Below are 21,181 nucleotides of genomic sequence, written 5' to 3'. Positions count from 1 at the left end.
CCGCTGCAGGGGCGTTGCACAAGATGAAGGACAGAGCTTCAGATCCCTTGATCGACGTGAGCCAGCTCAAGGTGGGCATGTTCATCCACCTGGATCTAGGCTGGATGTCGCATCCGTTTCCGCTCAGCAGTTTCAAGCTGAGTACGGAGGAGCAGCTCCAGGTCCTGCGCCGTCTGGGCCTCAAGCAGGTGCGCTGGAGCCCGGGCAAGAGCGACCTGCAGACCGATGCCGTGCCCATGCCGCCGCCCCAGGCCGCGGATGCCGGCAGCATGGAGCCAACTCCCGAACAACTGGCACTGGAAGCGCACCGGCGCGCCCTGGCTGCACAGCGCGAGGCCCTGGTGCTTTGCGAGAAGCAGTACAACGAGGCTGCCACCGCGTTCCGCCAGGTGATGGACATGGTTCCCCGCGATCCGCGCGATGCCAAGGACCAGTCGCTGGCGCTGACCAATGCCCTGCTGGACAAGATGCTGGTCGAGGGCGACCTCAACATCCGGCTGCTGAACGAAGGGGCGGGCGACCGCAACACCGCCCATGCGCTGAACGTCTCCATCATCTCGCTGCTGCTGGGCCGTGCCTTCGGCCTGGGGCGCGACGAAATGCTGGACCTGGGCGTGGGCGCGCTGATGCATGACATCGGCAAGATCGAACTGCCGGCCCGTTTGCGCAACCGCGACGACAGCTTCAGCGTCGCCGAGCTGCAGACCTACCAGCAACACGTAATCAAGGGCGTGGCCCTGGCCCAGGCCATGGGCCTGCCGCCCGGCCCCATGCTGGTGATCGCCCAGCACCATGAGCACGCCGACGGCACCGGCTTTCCGCAGCGAATCAACGTCGACAAGATGAGCGCCGCGGCCCGCATCGTGGCCCTGGTCAACCGCTTCGACGGGCTCTGCAATCCGCTGCTGCCTTCCAAGGCGATGACGCCGCACGAAGCGCTGTCGCTGATGTTCGCCCAGGGCCGCAACCGCTTCGACGCGACCATGCTGAACGCCTTCATCCGCATGATGGGCGTCTATCCGCCGGGCTCGACGGTGCAACTGACCGATGACCGCTACGCCCTGGTCGTGGCCGTCAATTCGAGCCGGCCGCTGAAGCCGCGCGTGATGATCCACGACCCCAAGGTCATCAAGGAAGAGGCCCTGGTGGTCAACCTCGAGGACCATCCCGACCTCGGCATCCGTCGCAGCCTCAAGCCCACGCAGCTGCCGCGCGCGGCGCTGGACTACCTGAGCCCGCGTGCCCGCGTGGCCTACTTCTTCGAGTCCAGCGGGCCGGCGCCGCTAGGGGAGATTGCCGCGTGACCGTGCTGCGGCTTCGCGCGGCGGACCAGTCCCCCCTGGCCCTGCGCAATGCGGCGCTGCTGGAAGCGCTGCAAGAAGCCGTGTGGCTGGTTGATGCGCGCAGCCGCTGCATAGTCGCCGTCAACGGCGCCTCGACCGAACTGCTGGGCATGCCCGCCGACAAGCTGGTCGGCAGTTCGGTCGAGTCGCTGGCCAGCACGCCGGAAGACGCCATGTTCTGGCAGGACGTGGCCTCCGGCAGCCGCACCGGCCTCAGCTCCGACACTCTGGTGCGCCATGGCAAGGGCCACATGCTGTGGGTCACGCGCCGCATCACCCATGTGCGTCCGCCCGAGGGCGACGAGTTCTGGCTGGTCTCCATGCGCGACCAGACGCGCCAGCGCCAGCAGGAAGAAGACCGCGAGACCCTGCTGGCCGAGCTGCGCGCCACGCTGGAATCCACCGCCGACGGCATCCTGGTCACCGACCTGGCCGGCCGCATGCGCTCGTTCAACCAGCGCTTTGCCTCGCTGTGGGGCATGCCCGAGGACCTGCTCAAGGAGCGCAACGACGAAGCCGTCCAGGCCTGGATGCGCCGCAGCGTGGCTGACAGCGCGGTCTACCAGCAACGCCTGGTCGCGATCCAGGAAGCGCCGCTGCTGCAGAGCAGCGACATCATCCAGCTGCTGGACGGCCGGGTGCTGGAGCGGGTCTCGCTGCCGCAATTCCATCGCGAGCGTCCGGTCGGCCGGGTCTATTCCTACCGCGACCTGAGCGAGAAGATAGCCGCCCGCCAGCGCATCGAAGAGCTGTCGCATACCGACATGCTGACCGACCTGCCGAACCGCCGGGCCCTGGGCGAGCGGCTGGACCATGCCCTGGCCGTCGCCCGCCGAGATGGCAGCTCCTTCGCCCTGCTCAACGTCGACCTTGATCGCTTCAAGCAGATCAACGACACCCTGGGCCATTCCTATGGCGACCGGGTGATCAAGGAAGTGGCGCAGCGGCTCAAGGACTGCCTGCGTGAAGTCGATGCCGTCTGCCGTTTGTCTGGCGACGAGTACGCGCTGCTGGTCCACCAGGCCGACATGCGCGGTGCCGAGAACGCGGCGCGCCGGGTCCAGGAAGCCATGTCGCGGCCCTTCAGCTTCGACACCCTGAACTTCACGGTCACCGCCAGCACCGGCATCGCCCTGTTCCCGGGCGACGGCAACAGCTCGGAAGAGCTGCTGGCCAGCGCCGAGCGTGCCATGCACTGGGTCAAGGAGAGCGGCCGCGCTGCCTACCATTTCCACCAGCCGCGCAAGGACGTGGACCTGCTGTCGCGCATGCGCCTGGACCATGCGATGCGCAAGGCCCTGGCCGAGCGCGAATTCCGCGTCCACTACCAGCCGCAGGTCGAGCTGGCCACCGGCCGCATCATCGGCGCCGAGGCGCTGATACGCTGGAGCGATCCGCTGCGCGGCGAGGTGTCGCCGGGCGAATTCATTCCGGTGGCCGAGGAGAGCGGCTTCGTCGTCGCCATCGGCGACTGGGTGCTGCAGCAGGCCGTGCAACAGGCGGCATCCTGGCTGCGCCAGGGATGGCGCATGCCTATCGCGGTCAACGTCTCGGCCCTGCAGTTCCAGCAGCCGCAGTTCGTCGAGACCGTGGCCGAGGCGCTCAAGAGCGCCAGCCTGCCGCCCGAGCTGCTGGAGCTGGAGCTGACCGAATCCATCCTGCTGCGCGATGCCGAGGACGCGTTGCGGCGCCTGGAGCAACTGGCGGCCCTGGGCATTGGCATGTCCATCGACGACTTCGGCACCGGCTATTCCAGCCTGGGCTACCTGAAGCGCTTTCCGATCCAGCGGCTCAAGATCGACCGCAGCTTCATCAAGGGCCTGCCGGACGACGCCAGCGATGCCGGCATCGTCAATGCCATCGTGCAGATGGGCCGGGCCCTGCGCCTGCAGGTGATCGCCGAGGGCGTGGAGACGCAGGAGCAGATGGACTTCCTGCGCCGCGCCGGCTGCCACGAGATGCAGGGCTTCCTCTACGCCCCGGCGCTGGAGGCGCACAGCTTCGAAGACCGCGTCTGGCGCAGCCGCAGCAGCAACAACTCCCGCTACTGAGCTTTCACGGCCTGGCGCTGCTCGCCGAGGCCGGCGATGCCCAGCGTCATCACGTCGCCGTCCTTCAGGAACTGCGGCTCGGGTTTGATGCCCATGCCCACGCCCGGCGGCGTGCCGGTGCAGATCACATCGCCTGGCAGCAGGGTCATGAAGCGGCTCAGATAGCTGACGATCTCGGCCACGCCGAAGATCATGGTCGCCGTATTGCCGCGCTGGCGCTTCTCGCCGTTGACGTCCAGCCAGAGCGCCAGCGACTGCGGGTCCGGCACTTCGTCGCGGGTCACCAGCCAGGGGCCGATGGGGCCGAAGGTGTCGCAGCCCTTGCCCTTGTCCCAGGTGCCGCCGCGCTCCAGCTGGAAGGCCCGCTCCGACACGTCGTTGACCACGCAGTAGCCGGCCACATGGTCCAGCGCCTTCACAAGGCTGACCGCGCGCGCCGTCTTGCCGATTACCACGCCCAGCTCCACTTCCCAGTCCAGCTTGGTCGACCCGGCCGGCCGCACGACAGCGTCCTGCGGGCCGCTGATGCAGGTCGTGGCCTTCATGAAGACGATGGGCTCGGCCGGGATGGGCATGCCGGCTTCGATGGCGTGGTCCCGGTAGTTGAGGCCTATGCCTATCAGCTTGCTGATGCCGGTGAAGGGCACGCCCAGGCGCGGACTGCCCTTGACCCGCGGGAAGTCCTCGGGCTTCAGCCTGGCGATGCGCTTGAGGCCGGCCTGGCCCAGGCCGGGCAGGTTCAGGTGGGGCACGGCGCTGCTCAAGTCGCGCAATTGACCAGCGGCATCGATGCAGCCGACCTTCTCGCGGCCTGCCGGGCCGAATCGCAGCAATTTCATGGTTCCGCTCCTGGCCCACAATGGGGGCCGCAAGAGCAGGAAGCGTAGCCGTGATTTACCGTTTCAAGAGCAAGGCCGGGGCCGATGTGATCATGCTGGGGCCGAATGGCGAACAAGTGATCCGCATCCTGGGCCGCGAGCCCGCCCCCCAAGGCCTGCTGGCCCTGGATCAACTGGGCGCCATCAGCGATTCGCTGCAGCAGGCCGTGGCCGACGACGAAGCCCGCTTTGCCAAGCTGCAGGCCGAAGCCGAAGCGAACGGCGAACCGCCGCCCAAGCGCGAAGGCGTCCAGCTGCGCCAGCGGGTCTGGCCCCTGGTCGAGCTGATACGCCACAGCCTGCGCGAGAAGACCGACATCATCTGGAGCGTCCAGTGAGTCTCGACGCCGTGACCACCGTGCTGGCCATCCGCCATGGCGAGACCGCCTGGAATGCCGAGACCCGCATCCAGGGCCATATCGACATCCCGCTGAACGAGCGCGGCCTGGCCCAGGCGCGCTTGCTGGCCGAGGCGCTGGGCGACGAGGACATCGCCGCCGTCTATTCCAGCGATCTGCAAAGAGCGCAGCAGACCGCCTCGGCCATCGCGAGCTCCCGGCAACTGGACCTGAACCTAGATGCGAGCCTGCGCGAGCGGGCCTTCGGTGCCTTCGAGGGCCTGACCTGGGCCGAGATCGAAACGAATCATCCCGAGGACAGCGCCCGCTGGCGCCGCCGCGAGCCGGACTTTGCCGCGCCGGGGGGCGAGAGCCTGCAGGACTTCTATGCCCGCAGCATCGCGGCCGTCGAGCGCATTGCCCTGGCCCATCCAGGCCAGACCATCGCCGTGGTCGCCCATGGCGGCGTGATGGACTGCCTCTACCGGGCCGCCTCGCGCCAGCCCTTGCAGGCCACCCGCACCTGGAAGCTCGGCAACGCGGCGGTCAATCGACTGCTGTGGTCGCCCGAGGGCCCCAGCCTGGTTGGCTGGAACGACGACATGCACTTGGACGGCCTGGACAACGCGGCCGAAGCCTGATCAGCAAGGAGTGAGCCCCCCGATGCAGAGCGCGCAAATCATCGTCCTGGTCACCCCGGTGTTCTTCGCGCTGATTGCGCTGGAATACTGGGTCGGCGTCCGCCGCGGCCGCAACACCTACCGGCTCAACGATGCGCTCTCCAGCATCGGCCTGGGCATCCTCAGCCAGGTCGTGGGCGTGCTGACCAAGGTCTTCACGCTGGGCATCTATGTCTGGGTCTACGAGCATGCGGCGCTGACGAACCTGGACCCGGCCTCGCCCTGGGTCTGGATCGCCGGCCTGCTGGCCTACGACTTCTTCTACTACTGGTACCACCGCTTCGGCCACACGACGGCGCTGTTCTGGGCCGCGCATTCGGTGCACCACCAGAGCGAGGATTACAACCTCTCCACCGCGCTGCGCCAGACCAGCAGCGGCTGGATCTTCGGCTGGATCTTCTACCTGCCCATGGCACTGGCCGGTTTTCCGCCGCTGGTGTTCGGCGTGGTGGCGCTGATCGACCTGCTCTACCAGTACTGGGTCCACACGCAGCAGATCGGCCGCCTGGGCTGGTTCGACCGCTGGTTCTGCTCGCCCAGCAACCACCGGGTCCACCACGCGGTCAACGAGCCCTACCTGGACCGCAACTACGGCGGCATCCTGATCATCTGGGACCGGATGTTCGGCAGCTTCCAGGACGAGCTGGACGAGCAGCCCTGCGTCTACGGCGTGCGCGACGTGCTGCACAGCTGGAACCCCTGGACCGCCAACACCATCGTCTACCGCGCGCTGTGGCGCAAGATGCTGGAGGTGCCCGGCCTGGTCAACAAGCTGCGGGTCTGGTGGGAGCCGGCGCACTGGATGCCCGGCGTGACGGCGTCGACCAAGGACTTCGACCCCTATGCGGTCCGCAAGTACGACCCGCCGGCCACCAAGCGCCGGCAATGGATTGCGGCCCTGGTCTTCCTGGTGGCGCTCAATGCCACGACGGCCTATCTCTGGCAGGCCCACCAGCTCGGCACCGCAGCGCTGCTGGCTTGCGGCGCGCTGATCCTGGCCTTGCTGGTGGCCGTCTCGAACTATTCGTCGAACAGCTGACCGGCGCTCTTGGGCGGCGCCACGCCCAGATGGCGGAAGGCCGCCAGCGTGGCGATGCGTCCGCGCGGCGTGCGCTGCAGAAAGCCCTGCTGTATCAGGTAGGGCTCGATCACGTCCTCGATGGTGCCCGGCTCCTCGCCTATGGCCGCGGCCACGTTGTCCAGGCCGACCGGGCCACCGTCGAAGCGGTGCACCACGGCCTCCAGCAGCTTGCGGTCCATCAGGTCGAAGCCCTGCGGGTCCACGTCCAGCATGGCCAGGGCCTTGTCGGCGATGGACTTGGTGATGCGGCCGTCGCCCTTGACGTCGGCATAGTCGCGCACGCGGCGCAGCAGGCGGTTGGCGATGCGGGGTGTGCCGCGTGAACGGCGGGCCACTTCCAGCGCGCCTTCGGGGTCGATGGGCGCGTTCAGCAAGCCCGACGAGCGCGTCACGATACGCTGCAGCTCCTGGGCCGTGTAGAACTCCAGCCGCGCCACGATGCCGAAGCGGTCGCGCAGCGGATTGGTCAGCATGCCGGCCCGCGTGGTGGCGCCAACCAGTGTGAAGGGCTGCAGGTCCAGCTTGATCGAGCGGGCCGCCGGGCCTTCGCCGATCATGATGTCGATCTGGTAGTCCTCCAGCGCCGGGTAGAGGATTTCCTCGACCACCGGCGAGAGTCGGTGGATCTCGTCGATGAACAGCACATCGTTCTTCTCGAGATTGGTCAGGATGGCCGCCAGGTCCTTGGGCTTCTCCAGCACCGGGCCCGAGGTCTGGCGCAGATTGACGCCCAGCTCGGCCGCGATGATGTGGGACAGCGTGGTCTTGCCGAGGCCGGGCGGGCCGAACAGCAGCACATGGTCCAGCGCCTCGCTGCGCTTGCGCGCCGCGCCAATGAAGATCTCCAGCTGCTCGCGCGCCTTGGCCTGGCCCACGTATTCGTCCAGCAGCTTGGGCCGCAGCGCGCGCTCTATGGCCTCCTCATTGGGCGAGGTGGCCACGGCGCTGATGACGCGCTGCTGCGGGGCGGGCGTGAAGTCGTCGGTCTGAATACTCATGTCAGCTTCTTCATCGCCAGCTTGATGCCCTCAGTCACGCTCACGTCGGGCGGCAAAGCCTTCAGCGCGGCGGCCGCTTCCTTCTCGCTGTAACCCAGGGCGATCAGCGCCTGCAGGATGTCGGCCTGGTTGTCATTGGCCACGCTGACCGGCAAGGCCAGGTCGGGACCCAGCTTGCCCTTGAGTTCCAGCAGCAGCCGCTCGGCGGTCTTCTTGCCGATGCCGGGCACCTTGACCAGGCGGCCGCTGTCCTGCTTGGACACGGCCTGGGCCAGCTCGGGCACCGACAGGCCCGACAGCAGGGACAGCGCCATCTTGGGGCCGACGCCGCTGATCTTGATCAGCTGGCGAAAGGTGTTGCGCTCCTCGGCCGTGAGGAAGCCGAACAGGATCTGCGCATCCTCGCGCACCACGAAATGGGTCAGCAGGCTGACCTTCTCGCCCAGCGCGCCGAGGTTGTAGAAGGTGCTCATGGGCACGTCCACCTCGTAGCCGACGCCTTGTACGTCGATGAGCACGAGCGGGGGCGTTTTTTCCGCGATGAGCCCGGTCAGTCTTCCGATCATGGGGGCCGATTATCCGGCCCGGCTCAGCTCAGTTCCGACCAAACAAACCCAGGCGTTGCGCTTCCAGCGCTGCCTCGGCTCGCGAAGACACATTCAGCTTGCGGTAGATCTGCTTCACGTAGTCGGCGATGGTGTGGCGCGACAGGCCCAGCTGCACGCCGATCTCGGGCAGGGTGAAGCCCTTGGCCACGCGCAGCAGCACCTCGGTTTCTCGGTCGGTCAGCGAGACCTCGTGCAGCAGCGCGGCCGAGGAAGGGCGGCTCTGCGAGGCGAAATAGGAGATCACCTTGCGGGCGATGGACGGCGACAGCGGCGGCTCGCCCTGGCTGATGCGCTGCAGCTGCTCGACCAGCAGCTCGCGCGACTGTTCCTTCAGCAGGTAGCCGAAGGCGCCGGCCTGCAGGGCGGGGAACAGGTGTTCGTCGTCGTCGTGGATGGTCACGATCACCGACTGCACCTCGGGCTGCTTCTCGCGCAGCGCGCTCACCACGTCGACGCCGGAGCCGTCGGGCAGACCCAGGTCCAGCAGGGCCAGGGTGAACTTCTGCAGGCTCACCTGCTGCAGGGCGTCCTGCACCCGCGAGCATTCGGTGATCTGGGCATTGGCGAAGACCTGCTTGATCAGCGCCTTCAGCCAGGCACGGATCTCGGGGATGTCTTCGAGCAGCAGGATGTGGTTCATGGCGGCCTTTATCGTCGGATACGGCTGAGCTTACAAGCGATGGGCAGGTCGTTCACAGCGGGATCGTGAGCCGTATCACGGTTCCCCAGCCCGGGCCTGATTCGACCAGGCACTGGCCATGCATCTGCTTGGCCCGCGACTTCATGCTGGCCATGCCGTGGCCGCGGTCCAGCCGGCCTTCGGTCTCGTTGGCGATGCCCTGGCCGTTGTCCTGGATGATGAACTGGAAATCCCCGTCCTGCACATTGCAGGTGACGGTGCAATGGGTGGCACCGCTGTGCTTGATGATGTTGCTGACCGACTCGCGCAGGATGCGCGTGGTCTGCACATAGGCCCGCGCCGGAAGCGTGTGGACGATGTCCTCGGCCGGCGACTTCCACTCGGCCATGATGTTGGCCTGGCCCAGTCGCGAGACCACCTCGGCGCGCCAGTCGCCCAGCGCATCCAGCAGCTGCACCGGCTTGCCGGTCAGGCCGCGCACCGAGAGGCGCATCTCTTCCAGCGCCTCACGGGCCAGCGTGGAGATACGGTCCGATTCGCTGGTGTGGACTATGGTCAGGAGCTTGGCGCCCAGGTCGTCATGCAGGTCGGCGGCGATGCGCTTGCGCTCGCGCTCGGTCACCTGCTCCAGCTTCTGCTCGGCGACCTGGTTGAAATCGCGCTCGATGCTGGTGATCTTTTCCTGCAGCTCGGCCTCCAGCTCCAGGTGCAGGCGCTCGGCGGCCACGCCACTGCGCACCATCTGCACGCCGGCATGCAGGGCCAGCAGCATCAGCAGCGGCGGCAGCAGCAGCGGGCTGATCAGGAGCTGCTCGCTGCTGCGCAGGTGCTGGAACACCAGCTCGGACAGCAGCAGCAGTCCGCCCACGATCACCAGCTGGCGATGCAAGGGCTTGGCCAGCGGGGCGATCTCAAGGTCGACTTTCTCCGCCCGCCGGCTCAGGCGCAGGAACCAGACCATGGCGGCCAACACCTCCAGCCCCAGCAGCATGGCCCAGAAGCGGCAGACATGGCCATGCAGGGCCGCTCCTGCGAGCAGGGCGCTCACGGGCACCAGCAGACATTGGCCGCGCAGGATCCAGTCCACGCGCACATCGCGGATCTGCACCTGGCGCAGCAGCAGCTGCACCGTGCAGAGTGCCAGCACCGGCAGCAGCGAGATGCGGAGCAACTCATCCCATTGGGGCGGCAGGGCCAGTGGCGCAGGCCACAGACCGGTATTGAGCAGCACCCAGCTGCCCATCAGCGCGGCCAGGTAGGCCAGCTTGCGCTCGCGCGGCTGCATCCAGGCCAGCATCAGCATCCAGGCCGCCATGCCCAGCAGCATGCCGTTCATCAGGGCTGGCAGGCTCTGCAGCCAGAACTGGGCGGCCTCGGGCGCCAGGGCGCTGGACCAGGGGAGGGCGGCATTTCGCATGGGCAGCGATTGTGCAGCTGAGACCGCGCTCCGGGCGACAATCGCGGTTCGCCGCAAACCGGCCTGTTCCCCAAGCAATTCACAATCAATGATTCTTCGCCACGAATTCAGCCCCGCCGACAACCCGCGACTGGCCCAGCTTTGCGGCAGCCTGGACGGCCATCTGCGCGAGGTCGAGGCGGCGCTGGCGGTACGCATCTCGCGGCGCAACGAGGCTTTCCGCATCGAAGGCGCCAAGGCCAATGCCGAGCGCGCGCTCAAGCTGCTGCAGAGCCTGTACGACCGCGCCCGCAAGCCGATAGCGGCCGAGACCTTGCAGCTGGCCCTGGTCGAGGCGGCCGGCGAGCTGGGGCTCAAGCCGGTCTCGGCCAAGCCGGCGGCCACCGGTGCCGGCGGCGAAGCCCTGGTGCTGCGCACCCGCCGTGCCGACCTGGCCGGCCGCACGCCCAACCAGCACCAGTACCTGGCCCAGATCCTGTCGCACGACATCACCATGGGCATTGGCCCGGCCGGCACCGGCAAGACTTTCCTGGCCGTGGCGTGCGCGGTGGATGCGCTGGAGCGCTCCAGCGTGCAGCGCATCATCCTGACCCGCCCGGCGGTCGAGGCCGGCGAGCGCCTGGGCTTCCTGCCCGGCGACCTGACGCAGAAGGTCGATCCCTATCTGCGGCCGCTCTACGACGCGCTGTACGACCTGATGGGCTTCGACCGCGTGACCAAGGCCTTCGAGAAAGGCCAGCTCGAGATCGCCCCGCTGGCCTTCATGCGCGGCCGCACCTTGAACCATGCCTTCGTCATCCTGGACGAGGCCCAGAACACCACGCCGGAGCAGATGAAGATGTTCCTGACCCGGATCGGCTTCGGCAGCCGCTGCGTGGTCACCGGCGACACCAGCCAGATCGACCTGCCCAAGGGCATCCAGAGCGGCCTGGTCGATGCCGAGCGGGTGCTGGCCAAGGTCAAGGGCATCGCGATGACGCAATTCACCTCGGGCGACGTGGTGCGGCATCCGCTGGTGGCCCGCATCGTCGAGGCCTACGAGGCCCGCGCCAAGCGCGAGGCCAAGGCCGCTGCAGGAGCTGCGAAATGAGCCGTCCTGAATTGAGCCTGTCCTTGCAGTTCGCCGATCCGCGCCACCGCGATCAGCTGCCGCGCCACAAGGTCATGCGCTTCATCCGCGCGGCGCTGGAGCTGCCGGGCGAGATCGCGGTGCGCATCGTCGATGCCGAGGAAGGTCGGGCCCTGAACAGCGAGTTCCGCGAAAAGGACTACGCGACCAATGTGCTGACCTTCGACTACAGCCACGAGCCGGTGGTCGGCGCCGACCTGGTGATCTGCGCCGAGGTGGTCGAGCAGGAGGCCAAGGAGATGGGCCTGGATCTGCTGGCCCACTACGCCCACATGCTGGTCCATGGCACCCTGCACGCGCAGGGCTACGACCATGAAGAGGACGACGAGGCCGAGTGCATGGAGGCCCGCGAGACCGAGATCATGACCGGCCTGGGCTTCGCCGACCCCTACGCCGGCCGCTGATCAGCCGCGCGGCCTCAGCGGCCGCCGCTGCTGAGATAGCGTTTGCGCCAGAACACCAGGCCCAGGGCCAGGCCCACGGTGGCCATCAGCGCGAAGGCGATCCAGACGCCGGTGCCGCTGTGTATCAGCGGCAGGGCGTCGAAGTTCATGCCGAAGATGCCGGTGATCAGGTTCAGCGGCAGGAAGATGGCGGTCAGCACGGTCAGCGTGCGCATGATGCTGTTGGTGCGGTGGCCCAGCGCGGAGAAGTGCATCTGCACCGCGCTCTCGGCCGACGACTCCAGCCGACGCACATGGCTCAGCACCCGCTCCACATGCTCCAGCACGTCGCGCGAGCGCACGCGCAGCAGCTCGCGCTCGCGCTGGCTCTGGGCGTCGCCGGTATCGGGCCATTCCTCCAGCGCGTCTATCCATTCCTGCACCGCGCTGCGCTGGTCCTCGCAGGTGTCCTCCAGCCTGTGCAGCGCCTCGCGCGAGGCCAGCACCATGGCCCAGTCGTCGAAATGGCTGTGCTGGTCCAGCAGCATCTTCTGCAGCAGAGTCAGCTGCTTGCTGAGCAGCCGGCGCAGGTCCAGGTAGCTGTCCACCATGTGATTGACCATGCGCAGCATCAGGTCGGCCGAGCTGGTGGGCATGCGGCCGCTGCCGCGCAGGTCGCGGCCCTCGGTGGGCGTCATCTTGCCTAGCTTGTCGGCGAAGTAGTCGCGCACCAGGCAGTCGGTGGGATGCACGGTCAGCAGCACGCGGTCGAACAGCGCAAAGCCGACCGGGCTGGTGTCTATGGCCTCCAGCGCCTTCTCGGCCGAGGCCAGCGTGCCGTGCTCCTCATCGAAGAACAGCTTGGCGCTGCCCGGCGCGGCGGCCAGGCGGCGGAACACCATCAGGTCATACCAGCTGGTGTAGTCGAAATGCGAGGGCAGCTGGTGGTTCAGCAGGTCGGACACATGCAGGTCGACCAGCTGGCCGCCGGTCCAGGCCTGCAGCGCCGCCTGCACCTCGGCCAGCCGGACCTCGAACTCGCCCCGGCCCAGGCCCAGCCACAGAAAGCCCTGCTCGGGCAGCTTGGCGGGCAGCGCGGCCAGTTCCTCGAACTGGTCGCCATGCAGATGAAACAAGCGCATTACCGACGCACGCTCAGGCCTGGGCTTTCAGCAGCCGCGCCGCTTCCAGCGCGAAGTAGCTGAGGATGCCGTCGGCGCCGGCGCGCTTGAAGGCCAGCAGCGACTCCATCATCACGGCGTCGTGGGCCAGCCAGCCGTTGGCGGCGGCGGCCTTGAGCATGGCGTATTCGCCGCTGACCTGGTAGGCGAAGGTGGGCACGCCGAACTCGTCCTTCACGCGGCGCACCACGTCCAGGTAGGGCATGCCGGGCTTGACCATCACCATGTCGGCGCCCTCGGCCAGGTCCATGGCCACCTCGCGCAGCGCCTCGTTGCTGTTGCCCGGGTCCACGTAGTAGGTGTTCTTGTCGGCCTTGCCCAGCGCGCCCTTGGAGCCGACGGCGTCGCGGAAGGGGCCGTAGAAGGCGCTGGCGTACTTGACGCTGTAGGCCATGATGCGCGTGTGGATCAGGCCGGCGGCATCGAAGGCCGAGCGGATGGCGCCAATGCGGCCGTCCATCATGTCGCTGGGGCCGACCATGTCGGCGCCGGCCTCGGCCTGGGTCAGGGCCTGGCGCACCAGCAGCTCCACGGTCGCGTCGTTGATCAGGTAGCCGGTCTCGTCCGGCAGGCCATCCTGGCCATGGCTGGTGTAGGGGTCCAGGGCCACGTCGGTCAGCACGCCCAGCTGCGGGAAGTGGGACTTGAGGGCCCGCACCGCGCGCGGGATCAAGCCCTGCGGATTGAAGGCTTCGGCGCCGTCCACCGTCTTCAGGCTGGGCTCGATGGCCGGGAACAGGGCGATCACCGGGATGCCCAGAGCCACCGCCTCCTCGGCCGTGCGCAGCAGGTGGTCCAGGGATTGGCGCGACACGCCCGGCATGGACGGAATCGGCTGCGAGAAGTTCTCGCCCTCGTGCACGAAGACCGGCAAGATCAGGTCCTTGGCGCTCAGGCGGTGCTCACGCACAAGGTCGCGCGTGAAGGCGTCACGGCGCAGTCGGCGCGGTCGGTTGGCGGGAAAAGGGGCGGGCTGATGACGGGCCAAGATGGGGGCTCCAGTGATGACTCCCCGGTTCGCGGGGGCACAGGCTGTGGGTTATGACATCGGTCAACTTTTCTAGGCGTTGACCCGTAGAAATGCCCCAAGTGCCTCTGCTAACATTGGCCCCGGATGATAGCCGCAAGGTGGTCGTCCCCTGCTTTTCCTCCCTGAGCAGGAGCCTTGACGTGATGACAGCGAAAAGGCTTTCCCGCCCCGGCTCTTGGCCGGGGCTTTTTTTCGTCCGGAGCCCGGATGACGCCCGGGATAATGGCCCGATGGTGTATCTGCTGATCAAGGCCTTCCACCTGGTCTTCGTGGCCTCCTGGTTCGCCGGCCTGTTCTACCTGCCCCGCATCTTCGTCAACCTGGCCATGGTGCCGGCCGACAGCCATGCCGAGCGCGAGCGGCTGCTCTTGATGGCGCGCAAGCTCTACCGCTTCATGCATGTGCTGATGTGGGTGGCCCTGGGCCTCGGGCTGTGGCTGTGGCTGGGCTACGGCAGCAGCCGCTTCGCCGGCAGCTACTGGCTGCATCTGAAGCTGGTGCTGGTGGCAGGGGTGATCGGCTACCAGCATGTCTGCCGCCGCCTGCTGCAGGACTTCGAGCGCCTGGCCAACCGGCGCAGCCATCGCTGGTACCGGGTCTTCAACGAGGTCACGGTGCTGCTGTTCATGGCCATCGTGGTGCTGGCGGTGACCAAGCCCTTCTGACATGCAGGAGCCCGGCCGTCGCCGCAGTTCCGCCACCTGGCTGGCGCTAATCTACGGCCTGCTGGTGGTTCATGCCAGCCTCTATCCCTTCGGGCCGTGGACCTGGCCCACCGGTGTCACGCCCAGCTGGCTGATAGGCCTGCCCTGGCCTCGCTACTGGGGACCCTTCGACGTTTGGGTCAATGTGCTCGGTTATTTGCCTATGGGCTTGCTGACGTTTGCCGCCGTGGTCCGCAGTGGCGGAAGCCGGCGCGCGGGACTGCTGCTCGCCATTGCCGGGCTGTCGGCCCTGTCCTATCTGATGGAGAGCCTGCAGTACTTCCTGCCCAGCCGCGCTCCCTCGCTGGCGGACTGGCTCCTGAACAGCCTGGGCGCCTTGCTGGGCGGCCTGCTCGGCGGACTGCTGCACCACTTCGGCGGCTTGCAGCGCTGGCATGGCTGGCGCGAGCGCTGGTTTCTCCAGCCCAGCGAGGGCGCCTTGGCTCTGCTGGCGCTGTGGCCGGTCGGCCTGCTGTTCCCGGCGCCGCTGCCGCTGGGCCTGGGGCAGTTGCTGCCGCGGCTGCGCGAGCTGAGCGAAAGCCTGCTGGCGGGCACGCCCTGGGAAATCGTCAGTGGCGCGGAACCCGTCGTGCGACCCTTGCCGCCGGGGCTGGAAGCCATCGCCATCGCCCTCGGCCTGCTGGGGCCGGCGCTGCTGGCGCTGTCGGCCGCCCGGCCGGGCTGGCGGCGAGTCTTCCTGGTGCTGGGGGCTTTGCTGCTGGGCGTGGTGGGCACGACCTGGTCCACCGTGCTGAACTTCGGTCCCCAGCACGCCTGGGCCTGGCTCACGCCGGCGACCTGGCCGGGCCTGGGGCTGGGCGCGGCGCTGGCCTGGCTGGCCTGCCTGCTCTCGCGCCGGGCTGCGGCCGCCTGGGGCCTGGTGGTGCTGACCGCCCTGATCGCCCTGGTCAGCGAAGCGCCGGCCGATCCCTATCTGGCGCAGAGCCTGCAGTTCTGGGAGCAGGGCCGCTTCATCAACCTCTACGGCCTGGCCCAGTGGATAGGCTGGACCTGGCCCTTCGCCGCCCTGGCCTGGCTGCTGTGGCGGGTGGCCCAGCGCGACCCGACTCGGTGAAAACACCGGCTGCCTACAATCGCGGCCCATGAGCGAGCCGTCCTACTACCAGCACCACGTTTTTTTCTGCCTGAACCAGCGGGACAACGGCGAAAACGCCTGCGCCCAGCATGGGGCGCAGGAGGCCTTCGACCACTGCAAGTCCAAGGTCAAGGCCCTGGGCCTGGCCGGCAAGGGCGGCGTGCGCGTCAACAAGGCCGGCTGCCTGGACCGCTGTGCCGGCGGCCCGGTGGCGGTGGTCTATCCCGAGGCGGTCTGGTACAGCTTCGTGGACAAGACCGACATCGACGAGATCGTCGAGCAGCACCTGAAGCACGGCAAGGTGGTCGAGCGCCTGCTGCTGCCGGACAACATCGGCCGCTGAAATGTTGGCCCCCACGCTCACTTCGTTCTCTGCCCCCCGAGGGGGCGCTCAGCGTCCTACGGGCGGCCGGGCGGACGCTAAATGAACTCCCAGACCGAGAAGCGCCTGATCGCCGGCCCGGCCGGCGCCATCGAGATCGCCATCGACCAGCCCGCGGCCGAGCTGCGCGGCGTGGCCGTGCTCTGCCATCCCAACCCGACCCAGGGCGGCACGCTGGACAACAAGGTCGTGCAGACCCTGGCCCGGGCCTTCGTGCAGATGGGCTACCGCGCCGTGCGCTTCAACTTCCGCGGCATAGGCAAGTCCGAAGGCCAGTGGGACGAGGGCCGCGGCGAGGTGGACGACGCGCTGGCCGTGATCGCCTCTGAACGCGACGCAGCCTTGCCGCTGGCCCTGGGCGGCTTCTCCTTCGGCGGCTACGTGGCCTCGCATGCCGCCCAGCGGCTGGAGCAGAAGGCCGAGCGCCTGTGCCTGGTGGGTCCGGCCGCCAGCCGTTTCGACATGACCACGGTGCCGGCCGACAGCCTGGTGATACACGGCGAGACCGACGACGTGGTGCCGCTTTCCAGCGTGCTGGACTGGGCCCGGCCGCAGGCCCTGCCGGTGACCGTGGTGCCCGGCGTGGGTCATTTCTTCCACGGGCAGCTGCCGCTGCTCAAGCACATCATCCTGCGTGGCTGGCATGCGCCCGGCACGCTTGTTTCCCTGTCCTGAAGTTCCTCCCGATGAAGCGATTCCTTGCCTTCCTGCTGGCTGCCGCCAGCGCCTTCGCCGCCCACGCCCAGGCCCCGCAGCCGCCCGAGATCGCGGCCAAGGGCTATCTGCTGCTGGACATGACGGCCAACAAGGTGCTGGCCGAGCGTGAGGCCGACCAGCCCAACGACCCGGCCTCGCTGACCAAGCTGATGACCGCCTACCTGGTGTTCAACGCGCTGAAGGAAAAGCGTCTGACGCTGGACCAGACGCTGAACGTGTCCAAGCGCGCCTGGGACGAGCGCAAGGAAGACGCTTCGCTGATGTTCATCGACACCACGATGACGCCCAAGGTCGACGAGCTGCTGCGCGGCATGATCGTGCAGAGCGGCAACGACGCCTCGGTGGCCCTGGCCGAAGGCGTGGGCGGCACGGTGGAGCAGTTCGTCGCCATGATGAACAAGCAGGCCCAGGCCTGGGGCCTGAAGAACACCAGCTTCCGCAACGTGACCGGCATGACCGAACCGGGCCACAAGAGCAGCGCCCGCGACATGGCCACCATCGCGGCCAACCTGATCCGCGACTTCCCCGACTACTACCCCTACTACTCGGTCCGCGAGTACACCTACAACAAGATCAAGCAGGGCAACCGCAACCTGCTGCTGGGCCGCGACCCCAGCGTGGACGGCATGAAGACCGGCTACACCAAGGACGCCGGCTACTGCCTGATCGCCAGCGCCCAGCGCGAATTCCCGAACGGCAAGCGCCGCCTGCTCAGCGTGGTCATGGGCACGGCCTCCAAGGAAGCCCGCGCCACCGAGAGCCAGAAGCTGCTGAACTGGGGCTACTCGGCCTTCGACGCGGTGCGCCTGTTCGACAAGGACGCGGCCATCGCCAAGGCGCAGGTCTGGAAGGGCACCTCGGCCGAGGCCAAACTGGGCGCCGCCCAGGCGGTCTATGTGGCCGTGCCGCGTGGCGAAGGCGCCAATCTGAAGACGCAGGTCGAACGCACCGATCCGCTGATCGCCCCGCTGGCCAAGGGCCAGAAGGTCGGCGTGCTCAAGGTGACCACCGCTTCCGGCGTGGCCGTGGCCGAGGTTCCGCTGGTGGTGCAGGAGCAAGTGCCGCTGGCCGGCATCTTCGGCCGGGCCTGGGATGCGATACGCCTCTGGATCAAGTGAGCTTCTGGCCGTAAGCTGGCACCACCGGCCTCACGAGGAGTCTTGCCCATGAGTGCGCTGCCCGACCTGCCCTGCTATCTGAACGGCGAGTTCATGCTGCTCGCCCAGGCGCGCATCTCGCCCATGGACCGCGGCTTCATCTTCGGCGACGGCGCCTACGAGATGATCCCGGCCTACGGCGGCCGTTTGTTCCGCTTCGACGAGCACATGGAGCGCTTCGACCGCAGCCTGGCCAAGCTGCGGATCGAGAACCCGCTGAGTCGCGCCGACTGGCTGGCCGTGGGACGCGAGCTGGTGGCCCGCGTCGGCGTGGCCGAGCAGTGGTGGTATCTGCAGGTGACCCGTGGCGTGGCGCCGCGCGACCATGTGATGCCCCTTGACCTCAGGCCCACCGTGTTCTCGTACAGCGGTCCCTCGCGGCCGGTGCCGGCCGAGCTGCGCCATCAGGGCGTGGCCGTGGTCTCGGCGCGCGACTTCCGCTGGGAGCGCGGCGACATCAAGAGCACCTCGCTGCTGGGCAATGTACTGGCCCGCCAGATCTCGGCCGACCAGGGCGCGGTCGAGACCATCATGTTCCGCGACGGCCATCTGACCGAAGCCTCGGCCTCCAATGTCTGGATCGTCAAGGAAGGCGCCCTGCTGGGCGTGCCGCGCAGCGAGCAGGTGCTGGAGGGCATTCGCGTCGAGCTGCTGAAGGAGCTCTGCGAAGAGGCCGGCATAGGCTACAACCTGCGGCCCATCGCCGAGTCCGAGGTGTTCGCCGCCGACGAGATCCTGCTCAGCTCGGCCACCAAGGAAGTGCTGGCCGTGACCACGCTCGACCATGAGCCGGTCGGCCATGGCGCGATGCGCGGCAAGCCGGGTCCGGTCTATGGTCGGCTGTACGAGGCCTACCAAAACGCCAAGGCGACCCAAAGTATCTGAGCATGATGAACAATTCCTACATTCCCCCCGAGCAGTCGCTGATCGAATATCCCTCGCAGTTCCCGATCAAGGTGATGGGCGCCCATGTCGAGGGCTTCGTCGAGGCCATCGTCATCGTGGCGCGGCAGTTCGATCCGGCCTTCGACGCCACCACGATCGAGCAGCGCCCCAGCAAGGGCGGCAACTACCTGGGCCTGACCATCACGGTCACGGCCACCAGCCGCGAGCAGTTGGACGAGCTCTACCGCACGCTGACCACGCATCCGATGGTCAAGGTCGTGCTCTGAGCATGCTGGTCAAGGTTCTGGGCCGGGTGGACTACGCGCCCACCGAGGCGGCGATGCGCCAGTTCACCGAGCAGCGTGGACCGGACACACCGGACGAGCTTTGGCTCTGCGAGCATCCGCCCACCTACACCCAGGGCCTGGCCGGCAAGCCCGAGCATCTGCTGAACCTGGCCGGCATCCCGGTGGTGCAGACCAACCGCGGCGGCCAGGTCACCTACCACGGGCCCGGCCAGGTCGTGGCCTATCCGCTGGTGGACCTGAAGCGCCTGGGCATCTACGTCAAGGAATACGTGTTCCGGATGGAAACCGCGGTGATCCAGACGCTGGACCGGTTCGGCGTCACCGGCCATCGCGTGGCCGGTGCGCCCGGCATCTATGTCCGGCTCGATGACCCGGGCGCCCATGCGGCCCTGACCGGGCCGACCGATCCGGGCGAACCGTTCAAGGGCCTGGGCAAGGTCGCGGCCCTGGGCATCAAGGTCAGCCGGCACTGCACCTACCACGGCGTGGCCTTGAACGTGGCCATGGATCTGGAGCCCTACCTGGGCATCAACCCTTGCGGCTACGCAGGGCTGGAAACGGTGGACCTCGTAAAATTGGGCCGACGGACGGACTGGGCCACGGTGGCCGAGATCTTCGGCGAGCGCCTCAGCGCGCAACTGACACCCTGACCATGGCCACAGAAAACATCACCCACGAAGCCAAGAGCGCAGCCGACTACGACGCGACGGCCAAGCAGAAAAGCCAGGCCAAGACCGCCCGCATCCCGATCAAGATCGTGCCGGCCGAGGTGCTGAAGAAGCCCGACTGGATACGCGTCAAGGCCGGTTCGCCAAGCACCCGCTTCTACGAGATCAAGCAGATCCTGCGCGAGCACAAGCTGCACACGGTCTGCGAGGAAGCCTCCTGCCCCAACATCGGCGAATGCTTCGGCAAGGGCACGGCCACCTTCATGATCATGGGTGACAAGTGCACCCGTCGCTGCCCCTTCTGCGACGTGGGCCATGGCCGCCCCGATCCGCTGGACGTCGATGAGCCGCTCAACCTGGCCAAGACCATTGCGGCGCTGAAGCTCAAGTACGTGGTCATCACCAGCGTGGACCGCGATGACCTGCGCGACGGCGGTGCCGGCCACTTTGCCGAATGCATACGCCAGGTGCGCGAGCTGAGCCCGACGACGCAGATCGAGGTGCTGGTGCCCGATTTCCGCGGCCGCATGGACCGCGCCCTAGACATCCTCAAGGCCGCGCCGCCCGACGTGATGAACCACAACCTCGAGACCGCGCCGCGCCTCTACAAGGAAGCACGCCCGGGTTCGGACTACCAGTTCAGCCTCAACCTGCTCAAGCGCTTCAAGGAAGAAGTGCCCGGCGTGCCGACCAAGAGCGGCATCATGGTGGGCCTGGGCGAGACCGACGAGGAAATCCTCCAGGTCATGCGCGACATGCGCGAGCACAACATCGACATGCTGACCATTGGCCAGTACCTGGCGCCTTCGGGCCACCACCTGCCGGTGCGCCGCTATGTGCACCCGGACACCTTCAAGATGTTCGAGCAGGAGGCCTACAAGATGGGCTTCTCGCATGCCGCCGTCGGCGCCATGGTGCGGTCCAGCTATCACGCCGACCAGCAGGCCCACGACGTGCTGGCTGCCGGCTGACAAGAAATCCAGGCGCCTCGATCGAGGCGCTTGTCGATTCCGGGCTTACTCGCTCGTCGTGTTGATGAAGTCTCTGCGGTCGCGGAGACTCCCGTCACCCGACCCGCCAGAGGACAGCCCCATGACCAACAAGATGCTCTTCATCAGCCTGCCCGTTGCCGACCTGCAGGCGGCCCTCAAGTTCTACGAGGGCATAGGCCTCACCAGGAACCCGGCTTTCAGCGACGACAGCGGTGCCTGCATGGTGTGGAGCGAGGCGATCTACGTGATGCTGGTCAGCCATGCCAAGTGGCGCAGCTTCACCCAGCGGCCGTTCCCGGCTCCGGGTTCGGCCGGTCACATGCTGACGCTGTCGATTGAAAGCCGCGCGGCGGTCGACGCCATCAACGAAGCCGCTGCTGCGCATGGCGGCAAGGCCGACGTGAACCCGCCGGAGGACCACGGCTTCATGTTCACCCGCGACTTCGCCGACCCGGACGGCCATATGTGGGCCGCCTGCTGGATGGACCCGGCGGCGATGGCGCCCAAGGATTGAG

The 21,181-nt window shown here is 67.5% G+C and carries 24 protein-coding genes; 17 read left to right on the top strand and 7 right to left on the bottom strand.

Features of this window, described 5'->3' with window-relative positions; translation table 11 throughout:
• Positions 1-23: 23 nt before the first annotated feature.
• Together QT382_RS18160 and QT382_RS18155 are read left to right on the top strand one after the other, a co-directional pair.
• Positions 24-1,304: a cyclic di-GMP phosphodiesterase gene (locus QT382_RS18160; RefSeq protein WP_289255531.1), complete on the top strand. Its 1,281-nt coding sequence runs from the start codon at positions 24-26 to the stop codon at positions 1,302-1,304.
• A complete protein-coding gene (locus QT382_RS18155) occupies positions 1,301-3,394 on the top strand; it encodes a putative bifunctional diguanylate cyclase/phosphodiesterase (RefSeq protein ID WP_289255530.1) in 2,094 nt (697 codons plus the stop codon). Before QT382_RS18160 ends, QT382_RS18155 begins: the two co-directional genes overlap by 4 nt.
• On the opposite strand, the gene QT382_RS18150 is transcribed toward QT382_RS18155, so the two are convergent.
• The gene (locus QT382_RS18150) at positions 3,388-4,233 is read right to left on the bottom strand and encodes a fumarylacetoacetate hydrolase family protein (protein ID WP_289255529.1); all 846 of its coding nucleotides are present in this window, start codon (positions 4,231-4,233) and stop codon (positions 3,388-3,390) included. The genes QT382_RS18155 and QT382_RS18150 overlap by 7 nt on opposite strands.
• A 50-nt stretch (positions 4,234-4,283) precedes the next feature.
• Between QT382_RS18150 and QT382_RS18145 the strand changes: the two genes are divergently transcribed.
• From QT382_RS18145 to QT382_RS18135, 3 genes are read left to right on the top strand one after another with little or no spacing between them, the layout of a single operon-like run.
• A complete protein-coding gene (locus tag QT382_RS18145; protein WP_289255528.1) occupies positions 4,284-4,610 on the top strand; it encodes a DUF1840 domain-containing protein in 327 nt (108 codons plus the stop codon).
• Positions 4,607-5,251 (top strand): histidine phosphatase family protein, encoded by a 645-nt coding sequence (locus QT382_RS18140; RefSeq protein ID WP_289255527.1) that lies wholly within the window; start codon positions 4,607-4,609, stop codon positions 5,249-5,251. Before QT382_RS18145 ends, QT382_RS18140 begins: the two co-directional genes overlap by 4 nt.
• A gap of 22 nt (positions 5,252-5,273) precedes the next feature.
• Complete coding sequence (locus tag QT382_RS18135; protein WP_502929922.1) at positions 5,274-6,329, top strand: sterol desaturase family protein; 1,056 nt, start codon at positions 5,274-5,276, stop codon at positions 6,327-6,329.
• On the opposite strand, the gene ruvB is transcribed toward QT382_RS18135, so the two are convergent.
• The 4 genes from ruvB to QT382_RS18115 are packed head-to-tail and all read right to left on the bottom strand — an operon-like array spanning position 6,311 to position 10,034.
• Positions 6,311-7,369 (bottom strand): Holliday junction branch migration DNA helicase RuvB, encoded by a 1,059-nt coding sequence (gene ruvB, locus QT382_RS18130; RefSeq protein WP_289255526.1) that lies wholly within the window; start codon positions 7,367-7,369, stop codon positions 6,311-6,313. The genes QT382_RS18135 and ruvB overlap by 19 nt on opposite strands.
• Positions 7,366-7,935, bottom strand: coding sequence for a Holliday junction branch migration protein RuvA (gene ruvA / locus QT382_RS18125; RefSeq protein ID WP_289255525.1), 570 nt, complete (start codon positions 7,933-7,935; stop codon positions 7,366-7,368). The genes ruvB and ruvA overlap by 4 nt, the downstream gene beginning before the upstream one ends.
• A 28-nt stretch (positions 7,936-7,963) precedes the next feature.
• Entirely contained in the window at positions 7,964-8,617 is a 654-nt protein-coding gene (locus tag QT382_RS18120; protein ID WP_289255524.1) for a response regulator, read from the bottom strand.
• A gap of 52 nt (positions 8,618-8,669) precedes the next feature.
• Complete coding sequence (locus tag QT382_RS18115) at positions 8,670-10,034, bottom strand: sensor histidine kinase (RefSeq protein ID WP_289255523.1); 1,365 nt, start codon at positions 10,032-10,034, stop codon at positions 8,670-8,672.
• Between the two features lie 88 nt (positions 10,035-10,122).
• Here QT382_RS18115 and QT382_RS18110 point away from each other — a divergent pair, with 88 nt between their 5' ends.
• The gene (locus tag QT382_RS18110) at positions 10,123-11,124 is read left to right on the top strand and encodes a PhoH family protein (RefSeq protein ID WP_289255522.1); all 1,002 of its coding nucleotides are present in this window, start codon (positions 10,123-10,125) and stop codon (positions 11,122-11,124) included.
• Positions 11,121-11,567, top strand: coding sequence for an rRNA maturation RNase YbeY (gene ybeY / locus QT382_RS18105; RefSeq protein WP_289255521.1), 447 nt, complete (start codon positions 11,121-11,123; stop codon positions 11,565-11,567). The genes QT382_RS18110 and ybeY overlap by 4 nt, the downstream gene beginning before the upstream one ends.
• 14 nt (positions 11,568-11,581) lie before the next feature.
• Here ybeY and QT382_RS18100 read toward each other — a convergent pair whose 3' ends face one another.
• The gene (locus QT382_RS18100) at positions 11,582-12,688 is read right to left on the bottom strand and encodes a magnesium transporter CorA family protein (protein ID WP_289255520.1); all 1,107 of its coding nucleotides are present in this window, start codon (positions 12,686-12,688) and stop codon (positions 11,582-11,584) included.
• Between the two features lie 13 nt (positions 12,689-12,701).
• Positions 12,702-13,715: a porphobilinogen synthase gene (hemB, locus tag QT382_RS18095; RefSeq protein ID WP_289255519.1), complete on the bottom strand. Its 1,014-nt coding sequence runs from the start codon at positions 13,713-13,715 to the stop codon at positions 12,702-12,704.
• Positions 13,716-13,987: 272 nt separating this feature from the next.
• Here hemB and QT382_RS18090 point away from each other — a divergent pair, with 272 nt between their 5' ends.
• From QT382_RS18090 to QT382_RS18045, 10 genes are all read left to right on the top strand, one after another.
• The gene (locus QT382_RS18090; RefSeq protein ID WP_289255518.1) at positions 13,988-14,422 is read left to right on the top strand and encodes a CopD family protein; all 435 of its coding nucleotides are present in this window, start codon (positions 13,988-13,990) and stop codon (positions 14,420-14,422) included.
• A gap of 1 nt (position 14,423) precedes the next feature.
• On the top strand, positions 14,424-15,536 hold the full coding sequence (locus QT382_RS18085; RefSeq protein WP_289255517.1) for a VanZ family protein: 1,113 nt from the start codon (positions 14,424-14,426) through the stop codon (positions 15,534-15,536).
• A gap of 28 nt (positions 15,537-15,564) precedes the next feature.
• Positions 15,565-15,900 (top strand): (2Fe-2S) ferredoxin domain-containing protein, encoded by a 336-nt coding sequence (locus tag QT382_RS18080; RefSeq protein ID WP_289255516.1) that lies wholly within the window; start codon positions 15,565-15,567, stop codon positions 15,898-15,900.
• Between the two features lie 81 nt (positions 15,901-15,981).
• Positions 15,982-16,614, top strand: coding sequence for an alpha/beta hydrolase (locus tag QT382_RS18075; RefSeq protein WP_289255515.1), 633 nt, complete (start codon positions 15,982-15,984; stop codon positions 16,612-16,614).
• Between the two features lie 11 nt (positions 16,615-16,625).
• On the top strand, positions 16,626-17,774 hold the full coding sequence (locus QT382_RS18070; RefSeq protein WP_289255514.1) for a D-alanyl-D-alanine carboxypeptidase family protein: 1,149 nt from the start codon (positions 16,626-16,628) through the stop codon (positions 17,772-17,774).
• A gap of 48 nt (positions 17,775-17,822) precedes the next feature.
• A complete protein-coding gene (locus QT382_RS18065; RefSeq protein ID WP_289255513.1) occupies positions 17,823-18,698 on the top strand; it encodes an aminotransferase class IV in 876 nt (291 codons plus the stop codon).
• Between the two features lie 5 nt (positions 18,699-18,703).
• A complete protein-coding gene (locus tag QT382_RS18060; protein ID WP_502929921.1) occupies positions 18,704-18,985 on the top strand; it encodes a DUF493 family protein in 282 nt (93 codons plus the stop codon).
• A 2-nt stretch (positions 18,986-18,987) separates the two neighbouring features.
• On the top strand, positions 18,988-19,656 hold the full coding sequence (gene lipB / locus QT382_RS18055; RefSeq protein WP_289255511.1) for a lipoyl(octanoyl) transferase LipB: 669 nt from the start codon (positions 18,988-18,990) through the stop codon (positions 19,654-19,656).
• 2 nt (positions 19,657-19,658) lie between these two features.
• Complete coding sequence (lipA, locus tag QT382_RS18050; protein WP_289255510.1) at positions 19,659-20,645, top strand: lipoyl synthase; 987 nt, start codon at positions 19,659-19,661, stop codon at positions 20,643-20,645.
• A gap of 121 nt (positions 20,646-20,766) precedes the next feature.
• Positions 20,767-21,180, top strand: a complete 414-nt coding sequence (locus QT382_RS18045) for a VOC family protein (protein ID WP_289255509.1) — start codon at positions 20,767-20,769, stop codon at positions 21,178-21,180.
• Position 21,181 lies beyond the last annotated feature (1 nt).

It is taken from the genome of Pelomonas sp. SE-A7 (assembly GCF_030345705.1).
Taxonomy (GTDB): domain Bacteria; phylum Pseudomonadota; class Gammaproteobacteria; order Burkholderiales; family Burkholderiaceae_C; genus JAUASW01.
The sequence above is the reverse complement of the archived record's forward strand: the minus strand, read 5'-3'. Positions and strand labels throughout refer to the sequence as shown.

Coding starts and splice junctions, on each gene's coding strand:
- QT382_RS18090 (WP_289255518.1), top strand. CDS start 13,988: ATGGTGTATCTGCTGATCAAGGCCTTCCACCTGGTCTTCGTGGCCTCC.
- ruvB (WP_289255526.1), bottom strand. CDS start 7,369: ATGAGTATTCAGACCGACGACTTCACGCCCGCCCCGCAGCAGCGCGTC.
- QT382_RS18150 (WP_289255529.1), bottom strand. CDS start 4,233: ATGAAATTGCTGCGATTCGGCCCGGCAGGCCGCGAGAAGGTCGGCTGC.
- lipA (WP_289255510.1), top strand. CDS start 19,659: ATGGCCACAGAAAACATCACCCACGAAGCCAAGAGCGCAGCCGACTAC.
- QT382_RS18070 (WP_289255514.1), top strand. CDS start 16,626: ATGAAGCGATTCCTTGCCTTCCTGCTGGCTGCCGCCAGCGCCTTCGCC.
- QT382_RS18065 (WP_289255513.1), top strand. CDS start 17,823: ATGAGTGCGCTGCCCGACCTGCCCTGCTATCTGAACGGCGAGTTCATG.
- ruvA (WP_289255525.1), bottom strand. CDS start 7,935: ATGATCGGAAGACTGACCGGGCTCATCGCGGAAAAAACGCCCCCGCTC.
- lipB (WP_289255511.1), top strand. CDS start 18,988: ATGCTGGTCAAGGTTCTGGGCCGGGTGGACTACGCGCCCACCGAGGCG.
- QT382_RS18120 (WP_289255524.1), bottom strand. CDS start 8,617: ATGAACCACATCCTGCTGCTCGAAGACATCCCCGAGATCCGTGCCTGG.
- QT382_RS18045 (WP_289255509.1), top strand. CDS start 20,767: ATGACCAACAAGATGCTCTTCATCAGCCTGCCCGTTGCCGACCTGCAG.
- QT382_RS18080 (WP_289255516.1), top strand. CDS start 15,565: ATGAGCGAGCCGTCCTACTACCAGCACCACGTTTTTTTCTGCCTGAAC.
- QT382_RS18085 (WP_289255517.1), top strand. CDS start 14,424: ATGCAGGAGCCCGGCCGTCGCCGCAGTTCCGCCACCTGGCTGGCGCTA.
- QT382_RS18100 (WP_289255520.1), bottom strand. CDS start 12,688: ATGCGCTTGTTTCATCTGCATGGCGACCAGTTCGAGGAACTGGCCGCG.
- QT382_RS18115 (WP_289255523.1), bottom strand. CDS start 10,034: ATGCGAAATGCCGCCCTCCCCTGGTCCAGCGCCCTGGCGCCCGAGGCC.
- QT382_RS18110 (WP_289255522.1), top strand. CDS start 10,123: ATGATTCTTCGCCACGAATTCAGCCCCGCCGACAACCCGCGACTGGCC.
- QT382_RS18160 (WP_289255531.1), top strand. CDS start 24: ATGAAGGACAGAGCTTCAGATCCCTTGATCGACGTGAGCCAGCTCAAG.
- QT382_RS18075 (WP_289255515.1), top strand. CDS start 15,982: ATGAACTCCCAGACCGAGAAGCGCCTGATCGCCGGCCCGGCCGGCGCC.
- ybeY (WP_289255521.1), top strand. CDS start 11,121: ATGAGCCGTCCTGAATTGAGCCTGTCCTTGCAGTTCGCCGATCCGCGC.
- QT382_RS18060 (WP_502929921.1), top strand. CDS start 18,704: ATGAACAATTCCTACATTCCCCCCGAGCAGTCGCTGATCGAATATCCC.
- QT382_RS18135 (WP_502929922.1), top strand. CDS start 5,274: ATGCAGAGCGCGCAAATCATCGTCCTGGTCACCCCGGTGTTCTTCGCG.